Origin of the sequence: Pararhodobacter marinus (assembly GCF_003122215.1) — a bacterium.
In the GTDB taxonomy this organism is placed as follows: Bacteria; Pseudomonadota; Alphaproteobacteria; order Rhodobacterales; family Rhodobacteraceae; genus Pararhodobacter; species Pararhodobacter marinus.
The window spans coordinates 18,368-42,823 of the sequence record NZ_QEYD01000002.1 but is presented as its reverse complement, the minus strand read 5'-3'; the positions used below and the strand labels follow the sequence as shown (position 1 = coordinate 42,823).

The window sequence follows — 24,456 nt, the reverse complement described above, 5'->3', positions numbered from 1 at the left end:
CCCCGCGCGAAGCGGGCCGGCACAAGGGCAAGGCTGAACATCGGGACGGTCATGGTCATCGGCTCCGCATCACCAGCTTGGCCGAGACATGCGACAGGATCACCGCGCAGATCGCGGCAAAGGCCGCCATGCCGCGCCCGCCCGGATACCAGATGGAATAGGTCAGCGTCATCATCAGCACCACGCCGATCGCCACCAGAAGCACGTAGCGCGAGCGCGGTTCGGCCGTCGAAAGCCACCATTTGAGGTTCATCGCCTGTTCCTTACCCCAGAGTGACAGCCGTGCCCGACGCCGAAACCATCAGCATCGAATCGCCCACCACTTCGTAATCCAGGTCGACGCCGACCACCGCGTTGCCGCCCAGCCTCGCGGCCCGATCCTGCATTTCCTGAAGCGCGATCTCGCGGGCATCCTGCAGCTTGGATTCGTAGGCGCCCGAGCGCCCGCCGATCACATCGGTGACCCGCGCGAAGAAATCGCGCACGACATTGGCGCCGACGATGGCCTCGCCCACGACGATGCCGTGATAGGCCCGGATCGGGCGGCCTTCGACATTGGGTGTGGTGGTCACGATCATCTCAGCGCATCCCCATATAGGTGATCAACATCATCACGGCCATCGCCAACAATCCCGCCGCCAGCGCGGTCAGCGGCACCGAGCCGGCCAGAAGCCCCTCGGTCTTGCCCTTCGAGCGGCGCAGGCCAAGGCCGATCATCGTGCCCACGAACACGCCGATCCCGACGCCCGCGGATTTGAGGACGAGGTATTGCAGCAGCGCCATCGCTCAGCCCCCGACGGAGGCGAAGAGCAAAGCGGTGCCGATCGTCACGCCCAGAAGCGTGACGAAAGACACCAGCAGTTGCCGCCCGGCATCGTGCCGGGCCTGCGCAACCGCCCGGCTACCCGTCTGTTCGACCCGGTCAAAGCTCACCCGACCGACCCTTCCAGCGAGATCGCGACGAGCGCTTGCGCTTCCATCGCGAATTCCATCGGGAGGGCCTGCAGCACTTCGCGGCAGAAGCCGTTCACCACCAGGGCGACCGCTTCCTCTTCGTCCATGCCGCGCTGGCGGCAATAGAACAGCTGGTCGTCATCGACCTTGGACGTGGTCGCCTCGTGCTCGACGCGGCTCGAAGCGTTCTTCACCTCGATATAGGGCACGGTATGCGCGCCGCATTGATCGCCGATCAGCAAGCTGTCGCATTGCGTGTAGTTGCGGCTGTCGGTGGCGCGGGGATGCATCGACACAAGGCCGCGATAGGTGTTCTGCGCGTGGCCCGCCGAGATCCCCTTGGACACGATGCGCGAGCGCGAATTCTTGCCCAGATGCACCATCTTCGTGCCGGTATCGGCCTGCTGGTAATTGTTGGTGATCGCGATCGAGTAGAACTCGCCCGACGTATCGTCGCCGCGCAGCACGCAGGACGGGTATTTCCACGTGATCGCCGAGCCGGTTTCGACCTGCGTCCACATCACCTTGGCCCGGTCCTCGCGGCAATCGGCGCGCTTGGTGACGAAGTTGTAGATCCCGCCCTTGCCGTCCTCGTCGCCCGGATACCAGTTCTGGACAGTCGAGTATTTCACCTCGGCATCCTCCAGAACGACGATCTCGACCACCGCCGCGTGCAGCTGCGCGGTATCGCGCTTGGGCGCGGTGCAGCCTTCAAGGTAACTCACATATGCACCTTTATCGGCAATAATGAGCGTGCGCTCGAACTGACCCGTATTCTCGGCATTGATGCGGAAATAGGTCGACAGCTCCATCGGGCATTTGACGCCCGGCGGGACATAGACGAACGAGCCGTCCGAGAAGACCGCGCTGTTGAGCGTGGCAAAGTAATTGTCGGTCACCGGCACGACCGAGCCCAGATATTTCTTCACCAGCTCGGGATGTTCGCGGATCGCTTCCGAGATCGAGCAGAAGATCACGCCCGCCTTTTTCAGCTCGTCCTTGAAGGTCGTGCCGACGCTGACGGAATCGAAGACCGCGTCCACGGCGACCTTGCGCTCGGGCGCGATCTCGCCGTCCGGATCCTCGATCCCGGCCAGAACCATTTGTTCCTTCAGGGGAATGCCCAGTTTCTCATAGGTGGCCAAAAGCTTGGGATCGACCTCGTCCAGCGATTTGGGCTTTTCCGCCATGCTCTTGGGCTTGGCGTAGTAATACTGGTCCTGATAGTCGATCATCGGAATGTCGAGCATCGCCCAGTCGGGCTCTTCCTTCTGCAGCCAGCGGCGGAAGGCGCCCAGACGCCATTCCAGCATCCATTCCGGCTCGTCGTTCTTTTCCGAGATCAGACGCACGATGTCTTCGTTCAGCCCCTTGGGGGCGAACTCCATCTCGATTTCGGTTTCCCAGCCGTGCTTGTACTTGCCAGCCATCGACTGGACGGTCTCGACCGTCTCGCGGTCCACGCCGTCGCGGACCTCTGTGGAAGTGTCCAAAGCCGCCATAAGTCAGTTTCCCGTTTGTCGCGGCAGGTCTGCGCCCGCCTGTTTCATGCGTTGGCCCGCCCGTTTCCAGGCTTTGCCATAAGCCGCGGCGAACCGCAGCGCGTTCTCTGTGCCAAGTCCGGGCCCGATCGACAGCCGCAGCGCCGATCCCGCCTCGGCCTCGGAATAGCCCATGGCCGTCAGGACGCGGCTGGCCGTGACCTTGCCTGACGAACAGGCAGAGCCGGCCGAAACCGCGAAACCCTGAAGATCCATGGCCATGACCTGGGTTTCACCCTTCCACCCCGGCGCGATCAGGCTCAGCGTGTTGGGCAGCCGGGGCTTGCCGTTTGACACCAAGATAATCCCTGGACATTCGGCTTCCAGAGCCTGTTCCAGAAGATTTCGGGTTTCGGCCACCGCCTCCCAGACCCCGCGTTCGAGATCGCGCGCGGCGGCCTCGGCGGCGGCGCCGAAGCCGGCGATCCCGATGACATTCTCGGTGCCCGCGCGGCGGCCCATCTCCTGCCCGCCGCCCCGGATCGTCGCCGTCACGTCAAGCCCCTGCCGCAGCGCCAGCGCGCCGATCCCCTTGGGGCCGCCCAGCTTGTGCGCCGAAACCAGCCCCATGTCGCAGCCCAGCCAGTTGAAGGCGAAGGGCAACTTGCCGAAAGCCTGCGTCAGGTCGCTGACGGCCAGCCCCTGCGGCAGATCCTGCACGATCCCGGTTTCGGAATTGGCCAGCTGCAGGCTGCTCAATGCCGGGTCGGCCACCTGCACGACCCCGTCGCGATCCACCGGCAGATCGACATCGCACCATGCGGCGACCGCGTCATGTTCGATCCCCGCGCAATGCAGGCCGCGCCCGGCATGCGCCAGCGCCGCCGCCTCGGTCGCGCCCGAGGTGAACACCAGATCCGCTCCGTCGGCGCCCAGGGCCTGCGACACTTGCGCGCGGGCGCGTTCGATCAGGCCGCGCACGGCGCGTCCCTCGGCATGGATCGAGCTGGCATTGCCCACCACATCCATGGCCGCGATCATCGCCGCGCGCGCCTCGGGCCTCAGGGGCGCGCTCGCGTTCCAGTCGAGATACAGACGCTCAGCCATCGGCGATCAGGCCGTGACCTGGAACAGGCTGGGCACCGCCGGACAGGGCCGCAGCCCGTTGCCCGCGACATCGGCCAGCGTGGTCTGATGAAGGAAGACATAGACATGGGCCGACAGCCCTTCCCACAGCCGGTTGGTCATCGACTGCGCCTGGCTGCCCGACACCCCACCCGAGGCCCCGGCCCCCGATTGCAGCGCCGAGACCGATTCTTCGACCGCTTCGAGAATGTCGGCCACGCGGATATCCTCGGGGGCCAGCGCCAGCCGGTAGCCGCCGCCAGGCCCGCGCACCGATTCGACCAGCCCCGCGCGGCGAAGCTTGACGAAAAGCTGCTCCAGATAGGCCTGGCTCACATCCTGACGGCGCGCGATCTCGGCCAGCGAGACATGCCGCGCCTCCGACCGCCTTTGCAGGATGGCCAGATCGACCATGGCCACGGTGGCGTAACGACCCTTGGTGGAAAGCTTCATGGCACGAACCCTCTCTTGTGCCGCCACGGCAAGTCGCGGACGCAAAGTAATTGACGGATGACGTGGCCTTGCTTAACTGCTATCCCGCCTGAACCGGCTTCGCCCGCGCTTGGGCAGAAGTTAGAACCGTTCTAGAATGGCCGAGCGCTTTTGTCAACAAAGCCCGCGACGCCCGGAACACCCAAGGCAGCAGAAGGTCCTTTATGCCCGAAGTGATTTTTGCCGGTCCAGATGGCCGTCTCGAAGGACGCTACCACCCGCAACCCAACCGCGACGCCCCCGTTGCCATCGTGCTGCACCCGCACCCGCAGTTCGGCGGCACGATGAACAACAAGGTTGTCTACAACCTGCATTATGCCTTTCATTCGATGGGCTTCTCGGTGCTGCGCTTCAACTTCCGGGGCGTGGGCCGCAGCCAGGGTGAATACGACCAGGGCGTGGGCGAGCTTTCGGATGCCGCGGCAGCGCTCGACTACCTCCAATCGCAAAACCAGAACTCGCGCCATTGCTGGGTCTGCGGGTTCAGCTTCGGTGCCTGGATCGGCATGCAATTGCTGATGCGCCGGCCCGACATCACCGGCTTCGTGTCGGTGGCGCCGCCCGCGAATCTGTATGATTTCAGTTTCCTTGCGCCCTGCCCGGCCTCGGGGCTGATCATCAACGGCACCGCCGACCGCATCGCGCCGCCCAAGGACGTGACCACGCTGGTCAACAAGCTGCACGAGCAGAAGGGCATCACCATCACGCATGAGCAGATCGAAGGCGCGGATCACTTCTTCCGCGACGAAGAGCAGCACATGAACCCGATGCTCGACACCGTGAAAACCTACGTCACCCGCCGCCTCTCCGAGGTCACGCGCTGACACTGCACCCGCAGCATCGCGGCGCCCCCGAGAACGCGCCCGCGATGCTGCCGCTGCAAAAAACCCTTCTTTTGTCGCCAAACGACTGCAGACCTGCCCGCTTTTGGCCCTGTTCCGGCGGAATACCGGATTTCAAGGCCCCTTCCGTGCCGGGGCCATTGTAACGATGTGCCGAACAGGAGCAGGGAATGCGTACGAACCGATCCATGACCTTCGACAAGGGGACGAGCAGCCTGAGTGGCTGGAATCCCACCAAGATCAGCAAGGACACGTTGCCGATGAGCGCCACCGAACTGCGCGATGCGATCCTCAAGCACCTCGAATACTCGCAAGGCAAGGACCTGGCCCATGCCAGCCTGTACGACATGCGCATGGCACTGACGCTGGCGATCCGCGACAAGGTGATCGAGCCCTGGTTCCGCGCCACCCGCGCCACCTATGCCGCGCAGTCGAAGCGCGTCTATTACCTGTCGATGGAATTCCTGATCGGGCGGCTTCTGGAAGACGCGATCATGAATGTGGGCCTGACCGAGTCGGCGCGCGAGGCGGTGCTGGGTCTGGGCTTCGATTTCGAAGCGGTTCTCAATGACGAACCCGACGCCGCGCTCGGCAATGGCGGGCTGGGGCGGCTGGCCGCCTGTTTCCTCGATTCCATGTCGACGCTGGGCTGCCCCGCCTATGGCTACGGCATCCGCTACGAGCACGGCCTGTTCCGCCAGAGCTTCGGCCCCGACGGTCGCCAGATCGAAACCGCCGAGGATTGGCTGCGCCAGTCGCATGGCTGGGAATTCGAACGCCCTGAAGCCGCGTTCCGCATCGGCTTTGGCGGCACCGTGGCCGAAAGCGGCCGCTCGGCCGTGTGGACGCCCGAATCCGCGGTGATGGCGAAAGCCTATGACACGCCGATCGTCGGCTGGCAGGGCAAATGGGCCAATACGCTGCGGCTGTGGGGGGCCGAGCCCCTGCGCGCCTTCGACCTCAACGCCTTCAACAAGGGCGATTTCACCGGCGCCGCCGCGCCCGAGGCGCTGGCGCGCACGATCAGCCGCGTGCTGTACCCCGACGACACCACCGCGCAGGGCAAGGAATTGCGGCTGAAGCAGGAATTCTTCTTCACCGCCGCCAGCCTGCGCGACATCCTGCGCCGTTTCGCGTCCGAGCACAGCGATCTTTCCGCCTTGTCCTCGCGCGTGGCGATCCAGATGAACGACACCCACCCGGCCATCGCCGGCCCGGAACTGGTGCGCCTGTTGCATGACGAGCGGGGGATGGAGTTCGACAAAGCCGTCGAAACCGCCCGCGCCTGTCTTGGCTATACCAACCACACGCTGATGCCCGAAGCGCTGGAACGCTGGCCCGAAACGCTGATGGCGCAGGTCCTGCCGCGCCATATGCAGATCATCGAGCGCATCGATGCGGGCCATGCCCGGCAATATCCCTCGCGCACGGTCTCGATCGTCGAGAATGGCGAAGTGAAGATGGGCGAATTGTCCTTCATCATGGCCAACAAGGTGAACGGCGTCTCGGCGCTGCATACCGAGCTGGTCAAGGACACCGTCTTTGCCGAACTGCACGCGCTGCATCCCGACCGTATCGTCAACGAAACCAACGGCGTGACGCCGCGCCGCTGGGTGAAGGGCGCCAATCCGGGCCTTGCCGGCCTGATCACCGAGACCATCGGCGAAGGCTGGGAAGACCATCTCGAGCGTCTGGTCGAGCTGGAACCCGCGATCGGCGATCAGGGGTTCCGCGACCGTTTCGCCGCGATCAAGGCCGAGAACAAGGTCGCGCTGGCCAACTGGATCGGGACCGAGATGGGCATCCCGGTCAATCCCGACGCGATGTTCGACGTGCAGATCAAGCGCTTCCACGAATACAAGCGGCAGCATCTGAACATCCTTGAAACCATCGCCCTGTGGCAGGAGATCCGTGCCAATCCCGATGCCGGATGGGCGCCGCGGGTGAAGATCTTCGGTGGCAAGGCCGCGCCGGGTTATGTCATGGCGAAAGAGATCATCCACCTGATCAACAACGTCGCCCGCATCATCAATGCCGACAAGACGACGCGCGAGTTGCTGACCGTGGTCTATCCGCCCAACTACAACGTGACGATGGCCGAACGGCTGATCCCGGCCTCGGACCTGTCGGAACAGATCTCGACGGCGGGCAAGGAAGCCTCGGGCACCGGGAACATGAAATTCAGCCTGAACGGCGCGCTGACCATCGGCACGCTTGACGGCGCCAACGTGGAAATCCGCGACCTGGTGGGGGCCGAGAATTTCTTCCTGTTCGGCATGACCGCCGACGAGGTGGTCGAGTGCCGCAAGACGCCCGACCATGCCGCGCGCGCCATCGCGCAGAGCAAACGGCTGAAGGCGGCTATCGAGATGATCGAAAGCGGCGCCTTCTCGCACGGGGACAAGGCGATGTATCGCGGCGTGACGCAGAACCTGCGGACGCATGATTACTTCACCGTCTGCGCCGATTTCGACAGCTACTGGGACGCCCAGCGCCGCGTCGATCGGGCCTGGTTCCAGCGTGACGACTGGACCCGGATCGCGGCCCTCAACACCGCCCGCACCGGCTGGTTCAGCTCGGACCGGACGATCAAGGGATACATGGCCGATATCTGGAAAGTGGCGCCGATGATCTGATCTGCCTCGTTTTCAATCGAGAGACGGATCGTTCCCCAAAAGCCAATAAATCCATTGCCTTTCGCCCGGACCTGCGCGACAAATTCCGCATGGCCCGGGCGAAATCCAATACATCGCGAGACATCTCAGACGCGGATATTTCCGCGATTTCGGAAGGTGTTGTCCGCGATCCTTTCGACGTTTTCGGCCCCCGCCATCGCGGCAGGCCGGGCGTTCTGGTCGCGTTCGATTCCTATGCCAGAAGCATGGAAGCGGTCACGCCGACTGGTGTGATCACACTTCAGCCCAAGGGCAACGGCGTGTTCTGCGGCGACCTTGGCCGGCGGCGGACTTACCGTCTTCGCGCCTCGGACGGGGAACGGTCATGGGAGTACGAGGACCCCTTTCGCTTTGGCCCGGTGCTGGGCGATCTGGACCTGCATCTGATCGGCGAAGGCACGCATCGGCGGTTGTGGGAGGCGCTTGGCGCACACCCGATCACGCATGAGGGTGTCGAGGGCGTGCATTTCGCCGTCTGGGCCCCGGCTGCGCGCGGGGTTTCCGTGGTCGGCGCCTTCAACGGTTGGGACGGACGCCGCGCGCCGATGCGCCACCGGGGCCACGGCATCTACGAGATTTTCCTGCCCGGCCTGCAACCCGGCGAGGCGTATAAATACCAGATCCGCCCGCAAGACGGCGCGCCTTTCCTCAAGGCCGACCCCCTCGCCCGCGCGACCGAATGCCCGCCCGCCACCGCCTCGCGCATCCCCCCGGCCCGGACACGCGACTGGGGCGACGAGAGATGGATGCAGACCCGCGCGCAGGCCAATAGCCGCGAAGCGCCGATCTCGATCTACGAGGTCAACCTTGCCTCGTGGCGTCACCGCGACGGGCGCGCGCTGAGTTACCGCGAGGCGGCCGAGGAGTTGGTCGACTACGCCCATGACATGGGTTTCACCCACATAGAATTCATGCCGCTGGCCGAATACCCGTTCGGCGGGTCGTGGGGCTATCAGCCCACCGGCCTTTATGCCGCGACCAGCCGCTTCGGCAGCGCCGACGATTTCCGCGCGCTGGTCGAGGCCGCGCATGACAAGGGTCTGGGCGTTCTGATGGACTGGGTGCCCGCGCATTTCCCCAACGATGCGCATGGGCTGGCCTATTTCGATGGCTCGGCGCTTTATGAACATGCCGATCCGCGCGAAGGGTTCCACCCCGACTGGAACACCCATATCTACAATTACGGCCGCACCGAGGTGCGCAATTTCCTGTCCGCCAACGCCGTCTACTGGCTGCGCGAGTTCCATCTCGACGGGCTCCGGGTCGATGCCGTGGCCTCGATGCTGTACCGCGATTATTCCCGTGCGCATGATGCCTGGATCCCCAACCGGGATGGCGGGCGCGAGAATTACGAAGCGATCGACTTCCTGCGCGAGATGAACACGCTGGCTTACGGCGAAGGCCCGGCGGGTGCCATGACCGTGGCCGAAGAAAGCACCGCCTGGCCCGGAGTGACGGTGCCCGTGCATCACGGCGGGCTGGGTTTCGGGTTCAAGTGGAACATGGGGTGGATGAACGACACCCTGCGCTACATCGAGAAGGACCCGATCCACCGCCGCCACCACCATGAGCTGATGACCTTCGGTCTCGTCTACGCGTTCAGCGAGAATTACGTGCTGCCGATCAGCCATGACGAGGTCGTGCATGGCAAGGGCTCGATGCTGCAGAAGATGCCGGGCGACCATGCCGCCAAGCTGGCCAATCTGCGCGCCTATTACGGCTTCATGTGGGGCCATCCGGGCAAGAAGCTGTTGTTCATGGGCTGCGAATTCGCTCAGGGGCATGAATGGAACCACGATCACGCGCTGGATTGGGGCGTCCTGGACGTGCCGGGCCATGCCGGGCTGCAGACCCTGGTGCGCGATCTCAACACGCTCTACCGGGGCACGCCCGCGCTCTATCAGCGCGATGCCGATGCCGAGGCCTTCCGGTGGATCGACCGCGACGCGGCGGCGGAATCGGTGTTTTCCTGGCTGCGACTGGGCCATGAAGGCACGCCGCCCGTGGTCGTCGTGTGCAACTTCACCCCCGTCGAGCGCAACTGGACGCTGGGCCTGCCGCAGGCAGGCGCGTGGCGTGAGGCGCTGAATACCGATGCCGCCCGCTATGGAGGAGGAAACCATGGCAATCTGGGACGCGTGACCGCCGATGGTCCGCCCCGCAGCGGCCAACCCCACAGCGCGACACTGGTGCTGCCGCCCCTGTCGGTGCTGTATCTGATACCGGAGGAGAATCCATGACACCGGCGACGCAACGCCTGTCCGCGCGCTCGATGGCCTTCATCCTGGCCGGGGGACGCGGATCGAGACTTCACGAACTGACCGACAACCGCGCCAAGCCCGCCGTCTATTTCGGCGGCAAGACGCGGATCATCGATTTCGCCCTGTCGAACGCGCTGAATTCCGGCATCCGCAAGATGGCCATCGCCACGCAATACAAGGCGCATTCGCTGATCCGCCATTGCCAGCGCGGCTGGAACTTCTTCCGTGCCGAGCGCAACGAATATCTCGACATCCTGCCTGCCTCACAACGGGTCGATGAAAACCACTGGTACGAAGGCACCGCCGACGCCGTCTATCAGAACATCGACATCGTCGACAGCTACGACATCGATTACGTCGTCATCCTGGCCGGCGACCACATCTACAAGATGGATTACGAGGTGATGATCCGCGAGCATGTCGAGAGCGGCGCCGACGTGACCGTGGGCTGCCTGACCGTCGCTCGCCCCGAAGCCACGGCCTTTGGCGTGATGGCCATCGACGCGTCGGGCCGGATCACCGATTTCGTGGAAAAGCCCAAGGACCCGCCCGCGCTGCCCGGCGATCCCGACCGCGCGCTTGTGTCGATGGGGATCTATGTCTTCCGCTGGAAGTTCCTGCGCCAGTTGCTCATGGACGACGCGGCGGATGAAAGTTCGCAGCACGATTTCGGCGGCAACATCATTCCCAACGTGGTGCGCAACGGCAAGGCCGTCGCCCATCGCTTCGAAGATAGCTGCGTGCGTCACAGCCCCGAGGCCCCGTCCTATTGGCGCGACGTTGGCACGATCGACGCTTTCTGGAAGGCCAATATCGACCTGACGGATTTCGACCCCGATCTGGACCTGTGGAACCGCGACTGGCCGATCTGGACCTATTCCGAAACCGTCCCGCCCGCGAAGTTCATCCATAACGAGGAAAGCCGCCGCGGGCTTGCGCTGTCCTCACTGGTGTCGGGCGGCTCGATCATCTCGGGGACCGAGGTGCGCAATTCGCTCTTGTTCACCGGCGTCCATTCCAATTCCTGGAGCACGCTGACCGAGGCGGTGGTCCTGCCCTATGTGAATATCGGCCGCCATGCGCGGCTGAGCAAAGTGGTGATCGACCGGGGCGTGACGATCCCCGAAGGGCTGATCGTCGGCGAAGACCCCGAGGAGGACGCGAAATGGTTCCGCGTGACGCCCGGTGGCGTGACGCTGATCACCCAGACGATGCTTGACCGGCGCGCGGGGCAGCGATGACGCAAAGCGCCCGCTGCGAGGGCCCGCGCCCGGTCCTTGCCGTTGCCTCGGAATGCGCGCCGCTGGTCAAGACCGGCGGGCTGGCCGATGTGGTCGGCGCCCTGCCCCATGTCATGGCGCGCCAGGGCTGGGCGATCCGCACGCTACTGCCGGGCTATCGCAAGGTGATGACCGCGCTTGACCGGCCGAAGGTCGCGCTGAAGATCCCTGACCTGCTGGGCCATCCCGCGCGGATCCTGGCGGCGCAGGTGGCGGGGCTCGACCTGCTGGTGCTGGACATTCCGGCGCTCTTCGACCGCGAGGGCTCGCCCTATCTCGATGCCGATGGCAATGACTGGCGCGACAACGACCTGCGCTTCGCCGCGCTGTCGAAAGCGGCCGCGCTCATCGCCCGCGACGGCCTGGACGGCTGGTGCCCCGAGGTGATCCACCTGCATGACTGGCAGGCGGGGCTGACGCCCGTCTACCTGGCACAGCTGAACGCGCCGCAACCCAGCGTGCTGACGATCCACAACATCGCGTTTCACGGCCTGACCGGCCCCGAACGGTTGCCCGCGCTCGATTTGTCGTCCGAGCGCTTCACCGTCGACGGGTTTGAGTATTACGGTCATGTCTCGGCGCTGAAAGCCGGGCTGACCGGCGCCAGCGCGATCAACACGGTCAGCCCCAGCTACGCGCAGGAACTGACGACCGAGGCGTTCGGCATGGGGCTGGAAGGCGTGATCCGCAAACGCGCGGCGGATCTGTGCGGTATCCTGAACGGGATCGATACCGACACCTGGGATCCCGCGCGCGATCCGATGATCGCGCCGTTCAAGACGCCCGCCACGAAAGTCGCCAATACCCGTATCCTCAGGGCCGAGTTCGGGCTGGACGAGGCCAGTGGACCGCTTTCGGTCGTCGTCTCTCGCCTGTCGGACCAGAAGGGGCTGGACCTGCTTCTGGGCGCCCTGCCCGACTATCTGGCCGCGGGGGGGCAACTGGCGCTTCTGGGCTCGGGCGACCGGCGGATGGAGCATGACTGGCTGCAGACCGCCGCGCGCCATCCGGGCAAGGTTGCGGTGCGGATCGGCTACGATGAATCGCTCTCGCACCGGATGTATGCGGGCGCCGACGCGGTGCTGGTGCCGTCGCGGTTCGAACCCTGCGGTCTGACGCAGATGTACGGGCTGCGCTATGGCGCGGTGCCGGTCGTCGCGCGCACCGGCGGGCTGGCCGATACGGTGATCGACGCCAATGCCGCCGCGCTGGCCGCTTGCTGCGCCACCGGCATCCTGCACGCGCCCGGCTCGATCCCGGCGCTGGCCCATGCGCTGAGGCATCTGTGCGCGCTGCATGCCCAGCCCGAGACCTTCCGCAAGATCCAGCGCAATGCCATGAAGCACCCGGTCGGGTGGGAAGCCAGCGCGCCGCTCTACGCCGCGCTCTATGCCCGCCTTGCCGATCAGAGGAATCCGCAGGCATGACCCTGACCATCGAACGCGGTCGCCACGACCGTATCGGCGCGACCTTCGACGGCGACGGCGTGAATTTCGCGCTGTTCTCGGAACATGCGACCGCGGTCGATCTGTGTCTCTTCGCCCCGGACGGTCAGCGCGAGACGCACCGCCTGCGCCTGCCCGAGCGCACGGGTTATGTCTGGCATGGCCGTGTCCCGGGCCTGTTTCCGGGCCAGCAATACGGCTACCGCGTGCATGGCCCCTACAAGCCCGAGGAAGGCCACCGCTTCAACGCCAACAAGCTGCTGCTCGACCCCTATGCCAAGCGGCTGACCGGCCATGTGCGCTGGTCGGATGCGCTGTTTGGCTACAATACCGGGTCGAAAACGCAGGATCTGACCTTTTCCACCCGCGATTCCGCCCGGTTCATGCCCAAATGCGTGGTCGAAGACCCCAGCTTTTTCTGGGGCAACGACCGCCCGCCCGTCACGCCGTCGAGCGACAGCGTGATCTACGAGGCGCATGTGAAGGGCCTGACCCAGCGTCTCGGCGGCAACAATCCGGGCACCTTTCTGGGCGTGGCCTCGGACCGGGTGATCGACCATCTGGTCGATCTGGGCATCACCGCGATCGAGTTGTTGCCGGTTCAGGCATTTCTCAACGATCGCTGGCTGGTGGAAAAGAAGCTCACCAATTACTGGGGCTACCAGACGCTGGGCTTCTTCGCGCCCGATCCGCGCTATCTGGCGCATGGGCAGATCAACGAGTTCCAGCACATGGTCGCCCGGCTGCACGCGGCGGGGATCGAGGTGATCCTGGACGTCGTCTACAACCATACCTGCGAAGGGTCCGAGCTGGGCCCGACGCTGTCCTTCCGGGGCATCGACAACAAGAGCTATTACCGCCTCGCCCCCGATCCGCGCCACTACATCAACGACACCGGCTGCGGCAACACGGTCAACATGGACCATCCCATGGTGCTGCGGATGGTGATGGACAGCCTGCGCTACTGGGTCGAGGTCATGCATGTCGACGGCTTCCGCTTCGATCTTGCCTCGACGCTGGCGCGCGACGATGCGGGGTTTCAGCCCAATTCCGCCTTCTTCGCCGCGATCCGGCAGGACCCGGTCCTGAACCGCGTGAAGCTGATTGCCGAGCCCTGGGATATCGGGCCGGGCGGCTATCAGCTGGGCGCCTTTCCGCATCCGTTCCACGAATGGAACGACAAGTTCCGCGACGGTGTGCGCCGGTTCTGGCGGCGCGACGATCGCCCCGCGCCCGAGCTTGCGGCGCGGATCACTGGCTCGGCCATCCAGTTCGACCATTCCGGGCGCGGCGCGACCAGTTCGATCAACTTCCTGACCGCGCATGACGGGTTCAACCTGATGGACCTGGTCAGCTACAACCACAAGGACAACACCGCCAACGGCGAGGACAATCGCGACGGCCATTCCGAGAATTTCTCGGATAACATGGGTGTCGAGGGGCCCTCGGACGATCCCGCCATCGTCGAGGCCCGTGCGCTCAGGCGGCGCAACCTGCTGGCCACGCTGCTGCTGAGCCAGGGCACACCGATGATCCTTGCGGGGGACGAGATCGGCCATACGCAGCAGGGCAACAACAACGCCTATTGTCAGGACAGCGAGATTTCGTGGCTGGACTGGGAGAACGCCGACAGCGACATGCTGGCCTTCACCAAGCGGCTCATCGCGTTTCGAAAGAACCACCCGATCCTGCGCCAGCGGCTGTTTCTGCATTCCAAGGCACGCAGTTCGGACGGCAAGGCGGATGTGCTGTGGTGGCACCCCGACGGCCGCCGCATGACGCCCGAAGACTGGGAGGATCCCGCGCTGGGCTTCGTCTGCGTCGAGCTGCGAACCGCCTCGGGCACGCCCGCCTATTCCGATCTGGAGGACGCGCTGTTTCTGGCCTTCAACGCGGGCGATGAGATCGAGGTCACGCTCACGCCGGCCCCCGATGGCAAGGTCTGGTCGCGGCGCATCAACACCGTGTCCCCCGGCGCCCCGCCCGAGCGGATCGCTTTCGGCAAGCTGGTGGTGCCCGCGCATTCGGTCTCGGCGCTGGTTCTGGTAGACGCGTGATGTCGGCGCTGGACGATCTTTGCCGCGAGGCCGGGCTGGTCTGGGTCTATCGCGACGGCGCGGGCCGGATGCAGGAAGCGCCCGAGGCCAGCCGCGAGGCGGTGCTGGCGGCACTTGGCCATGGCAATCCCGAGGCAGCGCTGCCGGAGGCGCTGCAACGGGCCACCTCGCGCGCGATCCCGGCGGGCGTCTCGGTCGATTGGGGCCCCGGCCCGTGGCGGCTGCAGACCGAGGACGGCGCGACGCTCGACGGCGAAGGCCCTCTGCCGCCGCTGCCGCTGGGCTATCACCGGATCACCCATAACGGCTGGCTGGTGCACCTGCTGGCCGCCCCGCCGCGCCTGCCCCTGCCGCCCCGCCGCTGGGGCGCGACCCTGCCGCTTTTCGCCTGCTGGGAAGAGGCGCAATCGGGCATGGGCAGCTATCCGCAGCTGGGCCTTCTGGCCGAGGGGCTGGCGGCCAGGGGCGCGGCCTTTCTGGGCATCAACCCGATCCATGCGGGCTTCCCCGAGGATGCGACGAATTTCTCGCCCTACGCGCCGTCGCATCGCCGGCGGCTGAACATTCTTCATATCGACACCGGACGCCCGTTGCCCGAAACCGGCGCGCTGATCGATTACGCGCGCACAATACCCGCCCAGCGCGCCGCGCTCGAAGCCGCCTTTGCCGCGTTCGAAGGGAGCGAGGCTTTTGACGCATGGTGCATGGCGGGCGGCGCCGCGCTGGAAGAATTCACGATCCATCAGGCGCTGAGCGAGGTCCACGGCGCCTATTGGCACGCCTGGCCCGACGCCGTGCAGGATCCCGCGAACCCGGCGGTCCGCGCCTTTGCCCGCGAGAATGGACAGCGCCTGCGCTTCCATGCCTGGGCGCAGTGGATGGCCGAAACCCAGCTTTCGGACAGCCAGCACCGCGCGAAGATGGCGGGGATGCCCTTTGGCCTGTATCTGGACATCGCCGTCGGCACCCATCCCCACGGGGCCGAAACCTGGGCCGAGCGCGGCTCGTTCGCGCAGGGCGTGAGCCTTGGCGCGCCGCCCGATCTGCTGGGGCCTTCCGGCCAGCGCTGGGGCCTTGCCCCGCTGCGTCCCGACGTGTTGCGCGCCACGGGTTACGCGGCCTTCGCCCAGACCCTGCGCGCACAGCTCAGATATTGCGGCCTTCTGCGCATCGACCATATTCTGGGGCTTGAGCGCAGTTTCTGGCTGCCCGACGGCCTGCCCGGCCTCTATGTCACCATGCCCCGCGACGAACTGCTCGCGGTGCTCAGGATCGAGGCCCAGCGCGCCGATGCGCCGGTCATCGGCGAGGATCTGGGCACGATCCCCGACGGCCTGCGCGCCGCGCTCGACGCGGCGGGGGTGATGGGCTGCCGGGTCGCGATGTTCGAGCGCGACTGGAACGGCACCCGCGCCTTCCTGCCGCCCGAAGCCTATACGCCCACCGCGCTCGCGAGCTGGGGCACGCATGACCTGCCCACATGGGAAGGCTGGCGCAAGGGGCGCGACATCGACTGGCGCGCCCAGCTGGGCGAAGTCCCCGACGAGGCCGCCGCGCGTCAGGCGCGGGCCGAGGATGTCGCGGCCTTCGACGCCCTCACCGGCGGCTCGGACATGGCCGCCCTTCACCGCCATCTCGCACGGAGCGCCAGCGCCCTCGTCGCCATTCAGGGCGAGGATCTGGCCGGCGCCGTCGAGCAGGCCAACCTGCCCGGCACGGTCTTCGAGCACCCCAACTGGTGCCGACGGCTTCCGTTGCCGCTGTCGGGCCTCATTTCCGCCCCATCGCTTGAGCACACCAGCGCCATCATGGCCGAGGCTGGAAGGATACCCTGAGAATGACCGAACACACCCGCATCGCCACGCAACCCATCGCTGGCCAGAAGCCCGGCACCTCGGGCCTGCGCAAGAAGACCCGCGTCTTCATGCAGCCCGGCTATCTCGAGAATTTCGTTCAGTCGATCTGGAACGGGATCGGCGGGATCCGGGGGCGCACGCTGGTCGTCGGCGGCGACGGGCGGTTCTTCAACGAAAGCGCGATCCAGACGATCCTGAAGATGGCTGCCGCCTCGGGCGCGGCCAAGGTGATCGTCGGCCAGAACGGCTTTCTCTCGACCCCCGCCGCGTCGAACCTGATCCGCATGCGCAAGGCCGATGGCGGCGTGATCCTGTCGGCCAGCCACAATCCCGGCGGCCCGGACGAGGATTTCGGCATCAAGTACAACATCGCCAATGGCGGCCCCGCGCCCGAAGGGATCACGCAGGCGATCTTCGAGGCGACCGAGACGATCGACAGCTACGACATCTGGGAAGGCCCCGATGCCGATCTGTCCGCCCTGGGCGAGCGCGATTTCGGCGGCATGGCGCTGGAAATCGTCGATCCGGTCGACGCCTATGCCGCACTGATGGAACAGCTTTTCGATTTCGACGCGATCCGCGCGCTGCTCGCGGGCGGGTTCCGCATCCGCTTCGACGCGATGCACGCGATCACCGGCCCCTACGCGACCGAGATCCTGGAAAACCGGCTGGGCGCCCCCAGGGGGTCGGTCGTCAATGCCGTGCCGTCCCCGGATTTCGGCGGCGGCCATCCCGACCCGAACCCGGTCTGGGCCAAGGACCTGATGGACGCGATGCACGGCCCCGACGCGCCCGATTTCGGCGCGGCCTCGGACGGTGACGGGGATCGCAACATGATCGTCGGGCGCGGCGCCTATGTCACGCCCTCTGACAGCCTTGCCGTGCTGGCCGCGAATGCGCATCTGGCGCCGGGCTATGCGGGCGGGCTGAAGGGCGTCGCGCGCTCGATGCCCACCTCCTGCGCCGTTGACCGGGTGGCCGAGGCCCGTGGCATGGATTGCTATGCCACGCCCACCGGCTGGAAATTCTTCGGCAACCTGCTCGATGCCGGAATGGCGACGCTGTGTGGCGAGGAATCGGCGGGAACCGGCTCGGACCATGTGCGCGAGAAAGACGGGCTCTGGGCCGTGCTCTTGTGGCTCAACATCCTGGCCGTGAAGAAGCAATCGGTGGCCGAGGTGATGGCCGATCACTGGGCTGAATTCGGGCGCACCTATTATTCGCGCCACGATTACGAGGCGATCGACAGCGATGTGGCCAACCGGCTGGTCGATGATCTGCGCGCCGAGCTGGGCGGCCTGCCCGGCTGGACGCATGACGGGCTGGTGATCGAAAGCGCCGAGGATTTCAGCTATACCGATCCGGTCGACGGCTCGGTCGCGGCGAAGCAGGGCCTGCAGATCCGGTTCGAGGGCGGCGCGCGCGTGGTGATGCGGCTTTCGGGCACCGGGACCGAAGGCGCTACGCTGAGGGTCTATCTGGAACGCTTCGACCCGCAGGATTTCGGTCAGGACCCGCAGGCCGCGCTGGCGCCGGTGATCGCGGCGGCGGATGTGCTGGCGGGGATCTCGAAACGGACGGGGCGTACGGGGCCGGATGTCATCACCTGAGATGGCGCTCAGGTCCTTTCGAACGCGCGCAAAGAAAAGGCCGGGTGCGCTCACCCGGCCTTTTTCTGATGCCGTACTGGTCGGGCCGGGCGCGCGGGGCGCAAGCCCCGCCGGCGCGGCGAGCGGCCCCCCTTGCGGGGGTCCGAGCAAGCCGCCCTGCCCCGACGCCCATGCTGGTCAGACGAACCAGATCGCGAAGTCGCGCGCCTGCTCTGCCGTCATGTCCTTCGTCTTGTCGACCTCGACGCGCTTCATATGGACGTGGTGGGCGCAATACTCGGCCCCCATCGCCGCGACCAGCGCGCTATCCGCTTCCAGATCGTCGAGCGCGTCGCTCAGCGAAGCCGCGACGCCGGTCTCGGTATCCTGACCCATGAAGCAATCCTGCGTCTCGGCCGCCTGCAGCGCCTGTCCCGCCTCATAGCCCAGCCGCGCCGCCTGCAGAACCGCCGCCACCGCGCCATAGGGATTGGCCGAGGCATCGGCCATCCGGTGTTCCAGCCGCGCCTTCTTGCCGCCCTCGCCTGACACGCGGGCGGTGACGCCGCGATGATCGACGCCCCAATTGGCCCAGTAACCCGCCATCGAGGCCGGTTGCAGCCGCGCATAGGAATTGACCGAGGGCGCGACCAGCGCCGCCAGCCCCTTGTGATGCGCCATCCAGCCGGCGATACAGCCGCGCGCTAGGTCGGTCATCCCGGCGATGCCGCCCTCTTCGCCCTGGCTCAACGCGTTCTCGCCCGCGCCGTCGGCGAAGCTGAGATTGATATGCATCCCGTTGCCGCCCTTCTCGAACAGTGGCTTGGGCAGGAAGGTCAGGATCACGCCCTTGCGGAAGGCCACCTCGCGCGCCAGCTGGCGGAACATGACCAGATCGTCCATCGCCGCCAGCGCCTCGTCGAAGGCCAGCGTGAACTCGAATTGCGGCGCGTCGTATTCGGTGGTGATCAGGTCCAGCCGGAAACCCGCCGCCTCGGCCGCTTCCCAGATCGCATCGGTGAAGCCCAGCGGGTCGTTGAAGGGTCCGCCGCCATAGACATGCGCGCCGGGCGTATCATAGGGCTGCAGGCTGCCATCCTCGCCCCGCACGAAGGCGTAAGCTTCCAGCTCGATCCCCACTTTCGGGGTCAGCCCGTGTTTCTGCCAGTCGGCGATCGCGGTCTTCAGCGCGTGCCGCCCGGCGATGCGTATCGGCGCGCCGTCGCGGTCGGTCAGGTCGCCCGTGACCATGTGCACGCCCGGCTCCCAGCCCGGGCGGATATCCTGCGCCTGCCAGCTCAAAGTCATGTCGGGCAACCCTTCGAGACAATTCGTGCCCGGGGCATCGACGATCAGGTCCTTGTCGTAATGGACGGCAAAACACGGCTGGGCGAAGCGGGTCGAGCCGGTGCCGATCTTTTCCTGCGGCAGGTACTTGCCGCGCAGGATGGACAGGTGGTCGCACCAGACGGGTCTGAGGCGGTCGCGCATGGGTTTCTCCCTGATGTTGGTCTGTTCTTTTCTTGGTTTTGTCAGGCACGCGTCACGCGCACCGGAAGTTCCTTGATCCCGCCGACGAAATTCGAGCGGAGGAATTTCTGCTCACCGGCCGGTTCCACCGTTGTGATCCGGCGGGCCAGTTCCTGAAACAGCACCCGCACTTCCAGCCGGGCCAGGTGCATGCCCAGGCACAGATGCGGCCCGCCCTGCCCGAAGCTCAGATGCTTGTTGGGCTTGCGCGCCAGATCGACGCGGAACGGATCGTCGAAAGCGGCCTCGTCGCGGTTGCCGCTGGCGAACCAGTAGAGCACCTTGTCGCCCGCTTTCACAGTCTTGCCATGCATGTCGAAATCGCGCGTGGCGGTGCGGCGGAAATACAAGGCCGGCGTGGCCCAGCGGATGATCTCGTCGGCCATCGTGTCATCGACCGCGCCCGATTGCATCTGTCCCAGCAATTCGGGCTGATGCGCCATGGCCTGAATGCCGGCAGCGATGGAATAGCGCGTGGTATCGTTGCCGGCCGCGACCAGAAGGCAGAAGAAGTTGCGGAATTCCGTCTCGCTGATCACCTCGCCATTCTCGTCGGGCTGCAGGATCAGGTGCAGCACGCCTTCGGCATCGCCACGCGCGGCTTTTGACGCCATCAGGTCCTTGGCGTAATTGTAAAGCTCGGCCCCCGCGGGCGAGTTGAAGGGCATGAGCCGGTATTCATCGGTCGTCATCCGGTCGAGCACATGCTCGGTGAAATCGGGATCGGTATTGGCGATCAGCGCGTCGCCTTTCTCCACCAGCCAGGGCAGATCCTCGTCGGGCGTGCCGATGATCCGACCCAGCATCAGCATCGGCAACTGGCGCGCGATGAGTTTCGTCGCGTCGAACGTGTCGTGCTGCAGCGCCTGATCGAGGATCGTGTCGCACAGATCGCGGATCTGCCCTTCGAATCCCGCCACCACGCGGGGCGAGAAGGCCTTCATCACCTTCATGCGGGTGCGGGTATGCTCGGGCGGGTCGGTCTCCTGAAAGGTGCGCCGCGCGAGGTATTCCTCGTAGGTCTGGTCCTCCATCCGGATCCCCCGGGCCGAGGACAGCAAGTCGGTCTGGCGGTTGAGCGACAGGATGTCGGCATGGCGGGTCACGGACCAGAACCCCTCGCCCGCCTCCCAGTCGGTCCAGGCCATCGGATCCTCGGCACGCATCCGCGCGAAGGTATTGTGCGGCGGGCCGTTCACGAACGTGTCGTGCGAGGTCAGATCGGCGTGGCCGTCATCGCTGGGCGTCCAGATGGTCATGCGACACTCCTTGATTGCCTACCCCTTTATGTATATTCATGTCACCTTACAGTATGCAAATGGAATGTTCATGCATATCGCTCTTCTCGACGCCAACACCGACCGCTCGGCTTTTGCCGCCCGGCATTCCAGCGAAGCCGAGAAATTCCAGGCGCTTCTGGCGCCGGTGACGCAGGGCTGGCGGTATACGGCGTTCAAGCTTCCCGATGGCGAGGCGCCGGACTCGCTCGCCCCCGGAACCTTCGATGGCGTGATCGTTTCGGGCAGCCCGGCTTCGGTTCATGACGATGCCCCCTGGGTGGCGGGCCTGCTGGCGATGCTGCGCGATTCCATTCTGGCCGGGATGCCGGTTTTCGGCGCCTGTTTCGGCCATCAGGCGGTCGCGCGCGCTTTGGGCGGGCGCGTCGGGCGCAATCCGGGCGGCTGGGTTCTGGGTCGGGTCGAAAGCGATCTGCGCGATCCGGCGTCCTGGACCGCGGCCGGCCCTGTCGCCCTGAACGCCGCGCATAATGAACAGGTCCTCATGCCGCCCCCGGGCGCTCGCGTTCTGGGCGGCACCGAGGCCACGCCTTACGGTCATCTCGCGATCGGCAACACCGTCTTCACGACCCAATATCACCCTGAAATCACACCGGATTTCATGGCCGCGTTGATCGAGGAACTGGCCAGTCACGACCCCGCCGATGTTCCGGCCGAGGCGCTCGCCCGGGCCCGCGCGTCGCTGGACCAGAATGTCGACAACGGCCGGATGGCCCGGTGGATTGCCGATTTTTTCGCGCAAGCCTCTTCGCGCTGAGCCGTGTTAGCCTTTTGGCAAGGACTGGCTGTCTTTGATGTCCATGCTGATTGTAACCATGGACATGATATGCGGCACCGTCCCAGCCTCGGCGCTCTCGTCTGGTCGCTCTCTCTTCGCTGGCGCAACCTGACCGATCGCGCGCTCGCCGATCTCGGCCTGACCCACGCCCAGTTCGCGGCGCTCGATCTTCTCGGTCAGAGCAGCGAGCCGGCGTTTTCTGGTTCGGGCCAAGCGCATACACCGTCTTCCGCCCCGCCCTTCATCCAAAGCCATCTTGCCCGGGCGCTGGACATCTCGCCGATCTTCGCCTCGAAACTCGCCCGCGCGCTGGAGCGCGATGGCCTCATCGCGCGGGCCTCTGTCGCCGGCGATGCCCGGGCCCGCGGTCTTGTTCTGACCGAACGCGGCAGCACCGTTTTGCGTCAGGCGCGCAGCCGGGTTGCCGCGCTTGAAGCGCGGCTGGTCGAACCGTTGGGAGACAGCGAAACCCAGGCGGGATTGGCGATGCGCATCCTTTTGCGCACGCTCATCGCCCATGAAAATGGGGCGCGCGAACAGGGTCTCCGTGGCGCCTCTTGGCGGTGACCCTGTCTTCACGCTTTGTTAAACCGAATCGGGTTTCCTGGTTCTGGATTGGCGAAGACGGCGTCCCCGCAAGCATCGGGCCTTCGGTCCCGATACTTCGCCAATCCGCCTAGCCCAATCCGCCTAACCCAGCGCGGCCAGCACATCCATCGCGGTAAGCTGGTCAAGCTGGACATGGTTCCGCATGGCGGCTTCGGCCCCGGAAGCATCGCCGGCCAGGATGAGGTCGGCAATCGCGCGGTGATCGCGCGCGGATTCAGCAATGGCGCCGGCATAACGATAGCGTGCCCGATAATAGGCCATGAGCTTTCGCGCATTCGTCTTGATCAGATCCAGCAGGAACGGATTGGACGCCGCTTCGCCCACAGCGGCGTGAAAGCGCAGGTTCAACTGGTAATAAGCATCGGGATCGTGATCGCCATGACGCGCCGCGTGGTCCTCGCAAGCCTGCGTGATCAAGCGCAAATCCTCGCGCCCGGGGGTCGAGATGCGCCGCGCGGCTAGCCCCGCCGCCTGCCCTTCGAGCTGAGCATGGATTTCGAGAATGGACAGGAAATCACTCAGGGTAGGCTTGAACACCACCGCTCCCTTGCGCGGCAAACGCCGTACGAGACCCGTTGCCTCGATCTGCATGAGCGCTTCGCGCACCGGGGTGCGCGAGACGCCGAAATGCTGCACCAAGGACGCTTCATCGATCTCGTCCCCGGGGTTGAGCCGCCCCGCATCGATCCAGTCGTGAAGCGCCGCAAGGATGGTTTCAGTCTGGTTGGCCACGGGATCCTCCATCAAGACCCGCTCTATGTATACACAAGCACGCGCTAAACGTACAAGAGCGCGCGATCCGTTGCTGGCGTCTGGCGTGATAATTCCGCGATGGGCAGGACCCCGTTAGCGTTTCGATAAGATGTTCCCTTCATAACGGGGCGAGGCTTCGAATCCGTGTTCCTTAAACGCCGCGCGCAGACGAAAGGAGGTGGCATCGGTCCAGATTGTCTTTCTGAAAGGGATTACCCGGCGCCGGGCGTCGGGACGCAAAAGGTGCAGACCAGGCAACTGAGACACGTGCTGATAATAAAGAAGCGGGGAAAGCAGGCTCTTGGACGTCGACGCAAGGGCCTCGCCTGCGGAATCTCCGCGGTCAGCATACGGTCAGACGAGCCAGTCGTCCCACAGGCCTGTCCTAACACGGGCCTCTCCGACAATGGGCCTGTCCGGCAGCGTGCGGTGCGCTACCTGCGGTTCAAACGAACCGGAGATGGTCATGATCCTGTATATCGCTACTGCCGTAATCTTCCTTGCGCTCGACGCTGTCATGTTGAGCCTTGTCATGAAACCGCTCTTTGCCCGTCACCTCGGCGATGCGATGCGCGATTCGCCCATGCTGGGCGCGGCGGGCGCCTTTTACCTCGCCTATGTCGCGGGCCTTGTCGTGCTGGTTTCGCTGCCCGCCTTGCGCGACGCGGATCCGATGCGCGCGCTGCTCTACGGAGCTCTCGTCGGCGCCATGGCCTATGGAACCTACGAGTTCACCTCGATGTCGGTGATGAAGGACTGGTCGTGGTCGATGGTCGTGACAGACACCTTGTGGGGCACCGTGCTGACCGGCTTCTCCGCCTTTGCCGGCGTCATGATCGCCCTTCGGTTCCAAGCCTGACGCCAGATCGCGTGACTCGATAGACGTGTTCTGTCCGCGACGCGCGAACGGCTGCCGATGTTGCGGTGCGAAAGCGGACGGGAGCGTCTGGCGAATGGCGGCAGGTCGGTTGTTGCCGGTTGCTGTCATTCGCGTGGAAAGAAGAGCGAAACGTAAGCGGGAAGAAGAGGGAGGGACTCCACCGGCAAAGGGAATGAAGATACCCGAGCGTAGCAGCCGCAAGCGAGCGATCAGGGCCGCGCCGATGCGATCGTGCGGGAGCCGAACCGGAGCAGATGACCGGGCGGTGTTTTCGTCAGCCGCAACCTGTAGCGGATAGTGCGATACCCTGCGCTGCTGCCCCTTCTGCGGCCCCCAAACAGCCCTTGCTTCGCCAGATCAGGCCACGTTCAGCGTCCAGGTGCGGCGAGCGATCCGACGATGACCGCGATTGTTTACAGATGTATCTCAAAAAGCGCGTTGAGGACGGTTGCAGAGGGGGCCCCGCTTCAACGGCCGGTCTGGAATCGGAAACCGGCCTGAAGGCAGGACGACATTCGGGAGCAGCACGTCACCGACCGGCCGCGACACTC

At 65.3% G+C, this 24,456-nt stretch carries 21 protein-coding genes; 11 read left to right on the top strand and 10 right to left on the bottom strand.

Translation table 11 applies throughout. From position 1 onward, the window contains the following. Nucleotides 1-55: 55 nt before the first annotated feature. From C4N9_RS02850 to iscR, 7 genes are read right to left on the bottom strand one after another with little or no spacing between them, the layout of a single operon-like run. Nucleotides 56-253, bottom strand: coding sequence for a hypothetical protein (locus tag C4N9_RS02850; protein ID WP_109531798.1), 198 nt, complete (start codon nt 251-253; stop codon nt 56-58). A 10-nt stretch (nt 254-263) separates the two neighbouring features. Beyond that, nucleotides 264-578: a heavy metal-binding domain-containing protein gene (locus tag C4N9_RS02845; protein WP_109531797.1), complete on the bottom strand. Its 315-nt coding sequence runs from the start codon at nt 576-578 to the stop codon at nt 264-266. Nucleotide 579: 1 nt separating this feature from the next. Then, nucleotides 580-783, bottom strand: coding sequence for a hypothetical protein (locus tag C4N9_RS02840; RefSeq protein ID WP_245902436.1), 204 nt, complete (start codon nt 781-783; stop codon nt 580-582). A 3-nt stretch (nt 784-786) separates the two neighbouring features. Further along, nucleotides 787-933 carry a hypothetical protein gene (locus tag C4N9_RS21775; protein WP_168192102.1) on the bottom strand — a complete coding sequence of 49 codons (147 nt, stop codon included), beginning with the start codon at nt 931-933 and terminating at the stop codon, nt 787-789. Beyond that, complete coding sequence (gene sufB, locus C4N9_RS02835) at nt 930-2,456, bottom strand: Fe-S cluster assembly protein SufB (RefSeq protein ID WP_109531796.1); 1,527 nt, start codon at nt 2,454-2,456, stop codon at nt 930-932. Before sufB ends, C4N9_RS21775 begins: the two co-directional genes overlap by 4 nt. Nucleotides 2,457-2,459: 3 nt before the next feature. Further along, on the bottom strand, nt 2,460-3,542 hold the full coding sequence (locus C4N9_RS02830; RefSeq protein WP_109531795.1) for a cysteine desulfurase family protein: 1,083 nt from the start codon (nt 3,540-3,542) through the stop codon (nt 2,460-2,462). Between the two features lie 6 nt (nt 3,543-3,548). Then, a complete protein-coding gene (gene iscR, locus C4N9_RS02825; RefSeq protein ID WP_109531794.1) occupies nt 3,549-4,013 on the bottom strand; it encodes a Fe-S cluster assembly transcriptional regulator IscR in 465 nt (154 codons plus the stop codon). Between the two features lie 203 nt (nt 4,014-4,216). Between iscR and C4N9_RS02820 the strand changes: the two genes are divergently transcribed. The 8 genes from C4N9_RS02820 (at nt 4,217) to C4N9_RS02785 (ending at nt 18,078) form a co-directional block, all read left to right on the top strand. Further along, nucleotides 4,217-4,876 carry an alpha/beta hydrolase gene (locus tag C4N9_RS02820; RefSeq protein WP_109531793.1) on the top strand — a complete coding sequence of 220 codons (660 nt, stop codon included), beginning with the start codon at nt 4,217-4,219 and terminating at the stop codon, nt 4,874-4,876. A gap of 278 nt (nt 4,877-5,154) precedes the next feature. Beyond that, a complete protein-coding gene (locus C4N9_RS02815; RefSeq protein ID WP_109532182.1) occupies nt 5,155-7,530 on the top strand; it encodes a glycogen/starch/alpha-glucan phosphorylase in 2,376 nt (791 codons plus the stop codon). Between the two features lie 89 nt (nt 7,531-7,619). Continuing rightward, complete coding sequence (gene glgB / locus C4N9_RS02810) at nt 7,620-9,809, top strand: 1,4-alpha-glucan branching protein GlgB (RefSeq protein ID WP_109531792.1); 2,190 nt, start codon at nt 7,620-7,622, stop codon at nt 9,807-9,809. Next, nucleotides 9,806-11,071 (top strand): glucose-1-phosphate adenylyltransferase, encoded by a 1,266-nt coding sequence (gene glgC, locus C4N9_RS02805; RefSeq protein WP_109531791.1) that lies wholly within the window; start codon nt 9,806-9,808, stop codon nt 11,069-11,071. Before glgB ends, glgC begins: the two co-directional genes overlap by 4 nt. Next, complete coding sequence (gene glgA, locus C4N9_RS02800; protein WP_109531790.1) at nt 11,068-12,537, top strand: glycogen synthase GlgA; 1,470 nt, start codon at nt 11,068-11,070, stop codon at nt 12,535-12,537. The genes glgC and glgA overlap by 4 nt, the downstream gene beginning before the upstream one ends. Next, on the top strand, nt 12,534-14,612 hold the full coding sequence (gene glgX, locus C4N9_RS02795) for a glycogen debranching protein GlgX (RefSeq protein ID WP_109531789.1): 2,079 nt from the start codon (nt 12,534-12,536) through the stop codon (nt 14,610-14,612). Before glgA ends, glgX begins: the two co-directional genes overlap by 4 nt. Beyond that, entirely contained in the window at nt 14,612-16,447 is a 1,836-nt protein-coding gene (gene malQ, locus C4N9_RS02790; RefSeq protein WP_109531788.1) for a 4-alpha-glucanotransferase, read from the top strand. The genes glgX and malQ overlap by 1 nt, the downstream gene beginning before the upstream one ends. A gap of 2 nt (nt 16,448-16,449) precedes the next feature. Further along, nucleotides 16,450-18,078, top strand: coding sequence for an alpha-D-glucose phosphate-specific phosphoglucomutase (locus tag C4N9_RS02785; protein ID WP_109531787.1), 1,629 nt, complete (start codon nt 16,450-16,452; stop codon nt 18,076-18,078). A gap of 177 nt (nt 18,079-18,255) precedes the next feature. On the opposite strand, the gene C4N9_RS02780 is transcribed toward C4N9_RS02785, so the two are convergent. Both C4N9_RS02780 and C4N9_RS02775 read right to left on the bottom strand, forming a co-directional pair. Continuing rightward, the gene (locus C4N9_RS02780; RefSeq protein ID WP_109531786.1) at nt 18,256-19,548 is read right to left on the bottom strand and encodes a type I glutamate--ammonia ligase; all 1,293 of its coding nucleotides are present in this window, start codon (nt 19,546-19,548) and stop codon (nt 18,256-18,258) included. A 41-nt stretch (nt 19,549-19,589) separates the two neighbouring features. Further along, a complete protein-coding gene (locus tag C4N9_RS02775) occupies nt 19,590-20,846 on the bottom strand; it encodes a cytochrome P450 (protein ID WP_109531785.1) in 1,257 nt (418 codons plus the stop codon). Nucleotides 20,847-20,916: 70 nt separating this feature from the next. Here C4N9_RS02775 and C4N9_RS02770 point away from each other — a divergent pair, with 70 nt between their 5' ends. Both C4N9_RS02770 and C4N9_RS02765 read left to right on the top strand, forming a co-directional pair. Further along, nucleotides 20,917-21,642: a type 1 glutamine amidotransferase gene (locus tag C4N9_RS02770; RefSeq protein WP_168192101.1), complete on the top strand. Its 726-nt coding sequence runs from the start codon at nt 20,917-20,919 to the stop codon at nt 21,640-21,642. A gap of 3 nt (nt 21,643-21,645) precedes the next feature. After that, a complete protein-coding gene (locus tag C4N9_RS02765) occupies nt 21,646-22,230 on the top strand; it encodes a MarR family winged helix-turn-helix transcriptional regulator (protein WP_146195107.1) in 585 nt (194 codons plus the stop codon). 123 nt (nt 22,231-22,353) lie between these two features. Here the strand turns inward: C4N9_RS02765 and C4N9_RS02760 are convergent, their stop codons facing one another. Further along, nucleotides 22,354-23,004: a GntR family transcriptional regulator gene (locus C4N9_RS02760; protein WP_109532181.1), complete on the bottom strand. Its 651-nt coding sequence runs from the start codon at nt 23,002-23,004 to the stop codon at nt 22,354-22,356. A 481-nt stretch (nt 23,005-23,485) separates the two neighbouring features. On the opposite strand from C4N9_RS02760, the gene C4N9_RS02755 reads away from it, so the two are divergent. Continuing rightward, nucleotides 23,486-23,884 carry a DUF2177 family protein gene (locus C4N9_RS02755; protein WP_210403964.1) on the top strand — a complete coding sequence of 133 codons (399 nt, stop codon included), beginning with the start codon at nt 23,486-23,488 and terminating at the stop codon, nt 23,882-23,884. Nucleotides 23,885-24,456 lie beyond the last annotated feature (572 nt).

Bases quoted from the DNA above. Each gene is read 5' to 3' on its own strand.
- C4N9_RS02850 (WP_109531798.1), bottom strand. From the start codon at position 253: ATGAACCTCAAATGGTGGCTTTCGACGGCCGAACCGCGCTCGCGCTAC.
- C4N9_RS02845 (WP_109531797.1), bottom strand. From the start codon at position 578: ATGATCGTGACCACCACACCCAATGTCGAAGGCCGCCCGATCCGGGCC.
- C4N9_RS02840 (WP_245902436.1), bottom strand. From the start codon at position 783: ATGGCGCTGCTGCAATACCTCGTCCTCAAATCCGCGGGCGTCGGGATC.
- sufB (WP_109531796.1), bottom strand. From the start codon at position 2,456: ATGGCGGCTTTGGACACTTCCACAGAGGTCCGCGACGGCGTGGACCGC.
- C4N9_RS02830 (WP_109531795.1), bottom strand. From the start codon at position 3,542: ATGGCTGAGCGTCTGTATCTCGACTGGAACGCGAGCGCGCCCCTGAGG.
- iscR (WP_109531794.1), bottom strand. From the start codon at position 4,013: ATGAAGCTTTCCACCAAGGGTCGTTACGCCACCGTGGCCATGGTCGAT.
- C4N9_RS02820 (WP_109531793.1), top strand. From the start codon at position 4,217: ATGCCCGAAGTGATTTTTGCCGGTCCAGATGGCCGTCTCGAAGGACGC.
- C4N9_RS02815 (WP_109532182.1), top strand. From the start codon at position 5,155: ATGAGCGCCACCGAACTGCGCGATGCGATCCTCAAGCACCTCGAATAC.
- glgB (WP_109531792.1), top strand. From the start codon at position 7,620: ATGGCCCGGGCGAAATCCAATACATCGCGAGACATCTCAGACGCGGAT.
- glgC (WP_109531791.1), top strand. From the start codon at position 9,806: ATGACACCGGCGACGCAACGCCTGTCCGCGCGCTCGATGGCCTTCATC.
- glgA (WP_109531790.1), top strand. From the start codon at position 11,068: ATGACGCAAAGCGCCCGCTGCGAGGGCCCGCGCCCGGTCCTTGCCGTT.
- glgX (WP_109531789.1), top strand. From the start codon at position 12,534: ATGACCCTGACCATCGAACGCGGTCGCCACGACCGTATCGGCGCGACC.
- malQ (WP_109531788.1), top strand. From the start codon at position 14,612: ATGTCGGCGCTGGACGATCTTTGCCGCGAGGCCGGGCTGGTCTGGGTC.
- C4N9_RS02785 (WP_109531787.1), top strand. From the start codon at position 16,450: ATGACCGAACACACCCGCATCGCCACGCAACCCATCGCTGGCCAGAAG.
- C4N9_RS02780 (WP_109531786.1), bottom strand. From the start codon at position 19,548: ATGCGCGACCGCCTCAGACCCGTCTGGTGCGACCACCTGTCCATCCTG.
- C4N9_RS02775 (WP_109531785.1), bottom strand. From the start codon at position 20,846: ATGACCATCTGGACGCCCAGCGATGACGGCCACGCCGATCTGACCTCG.
- C4N9_RS02770 (WP_168192101.1), top strand. From the start codon at position 20,917: ATGCATATCGCTCTTCTCGACGCCAACACCGACCGCTCGGCTTTTGCC.
- C4N9_RS02755 (WP_210403964.1), top strand. From the start codon at position 23,486: ATGGTCATGATCCTGTATATCGCTACTGCCGTAATCTTCCTTGCGCTC.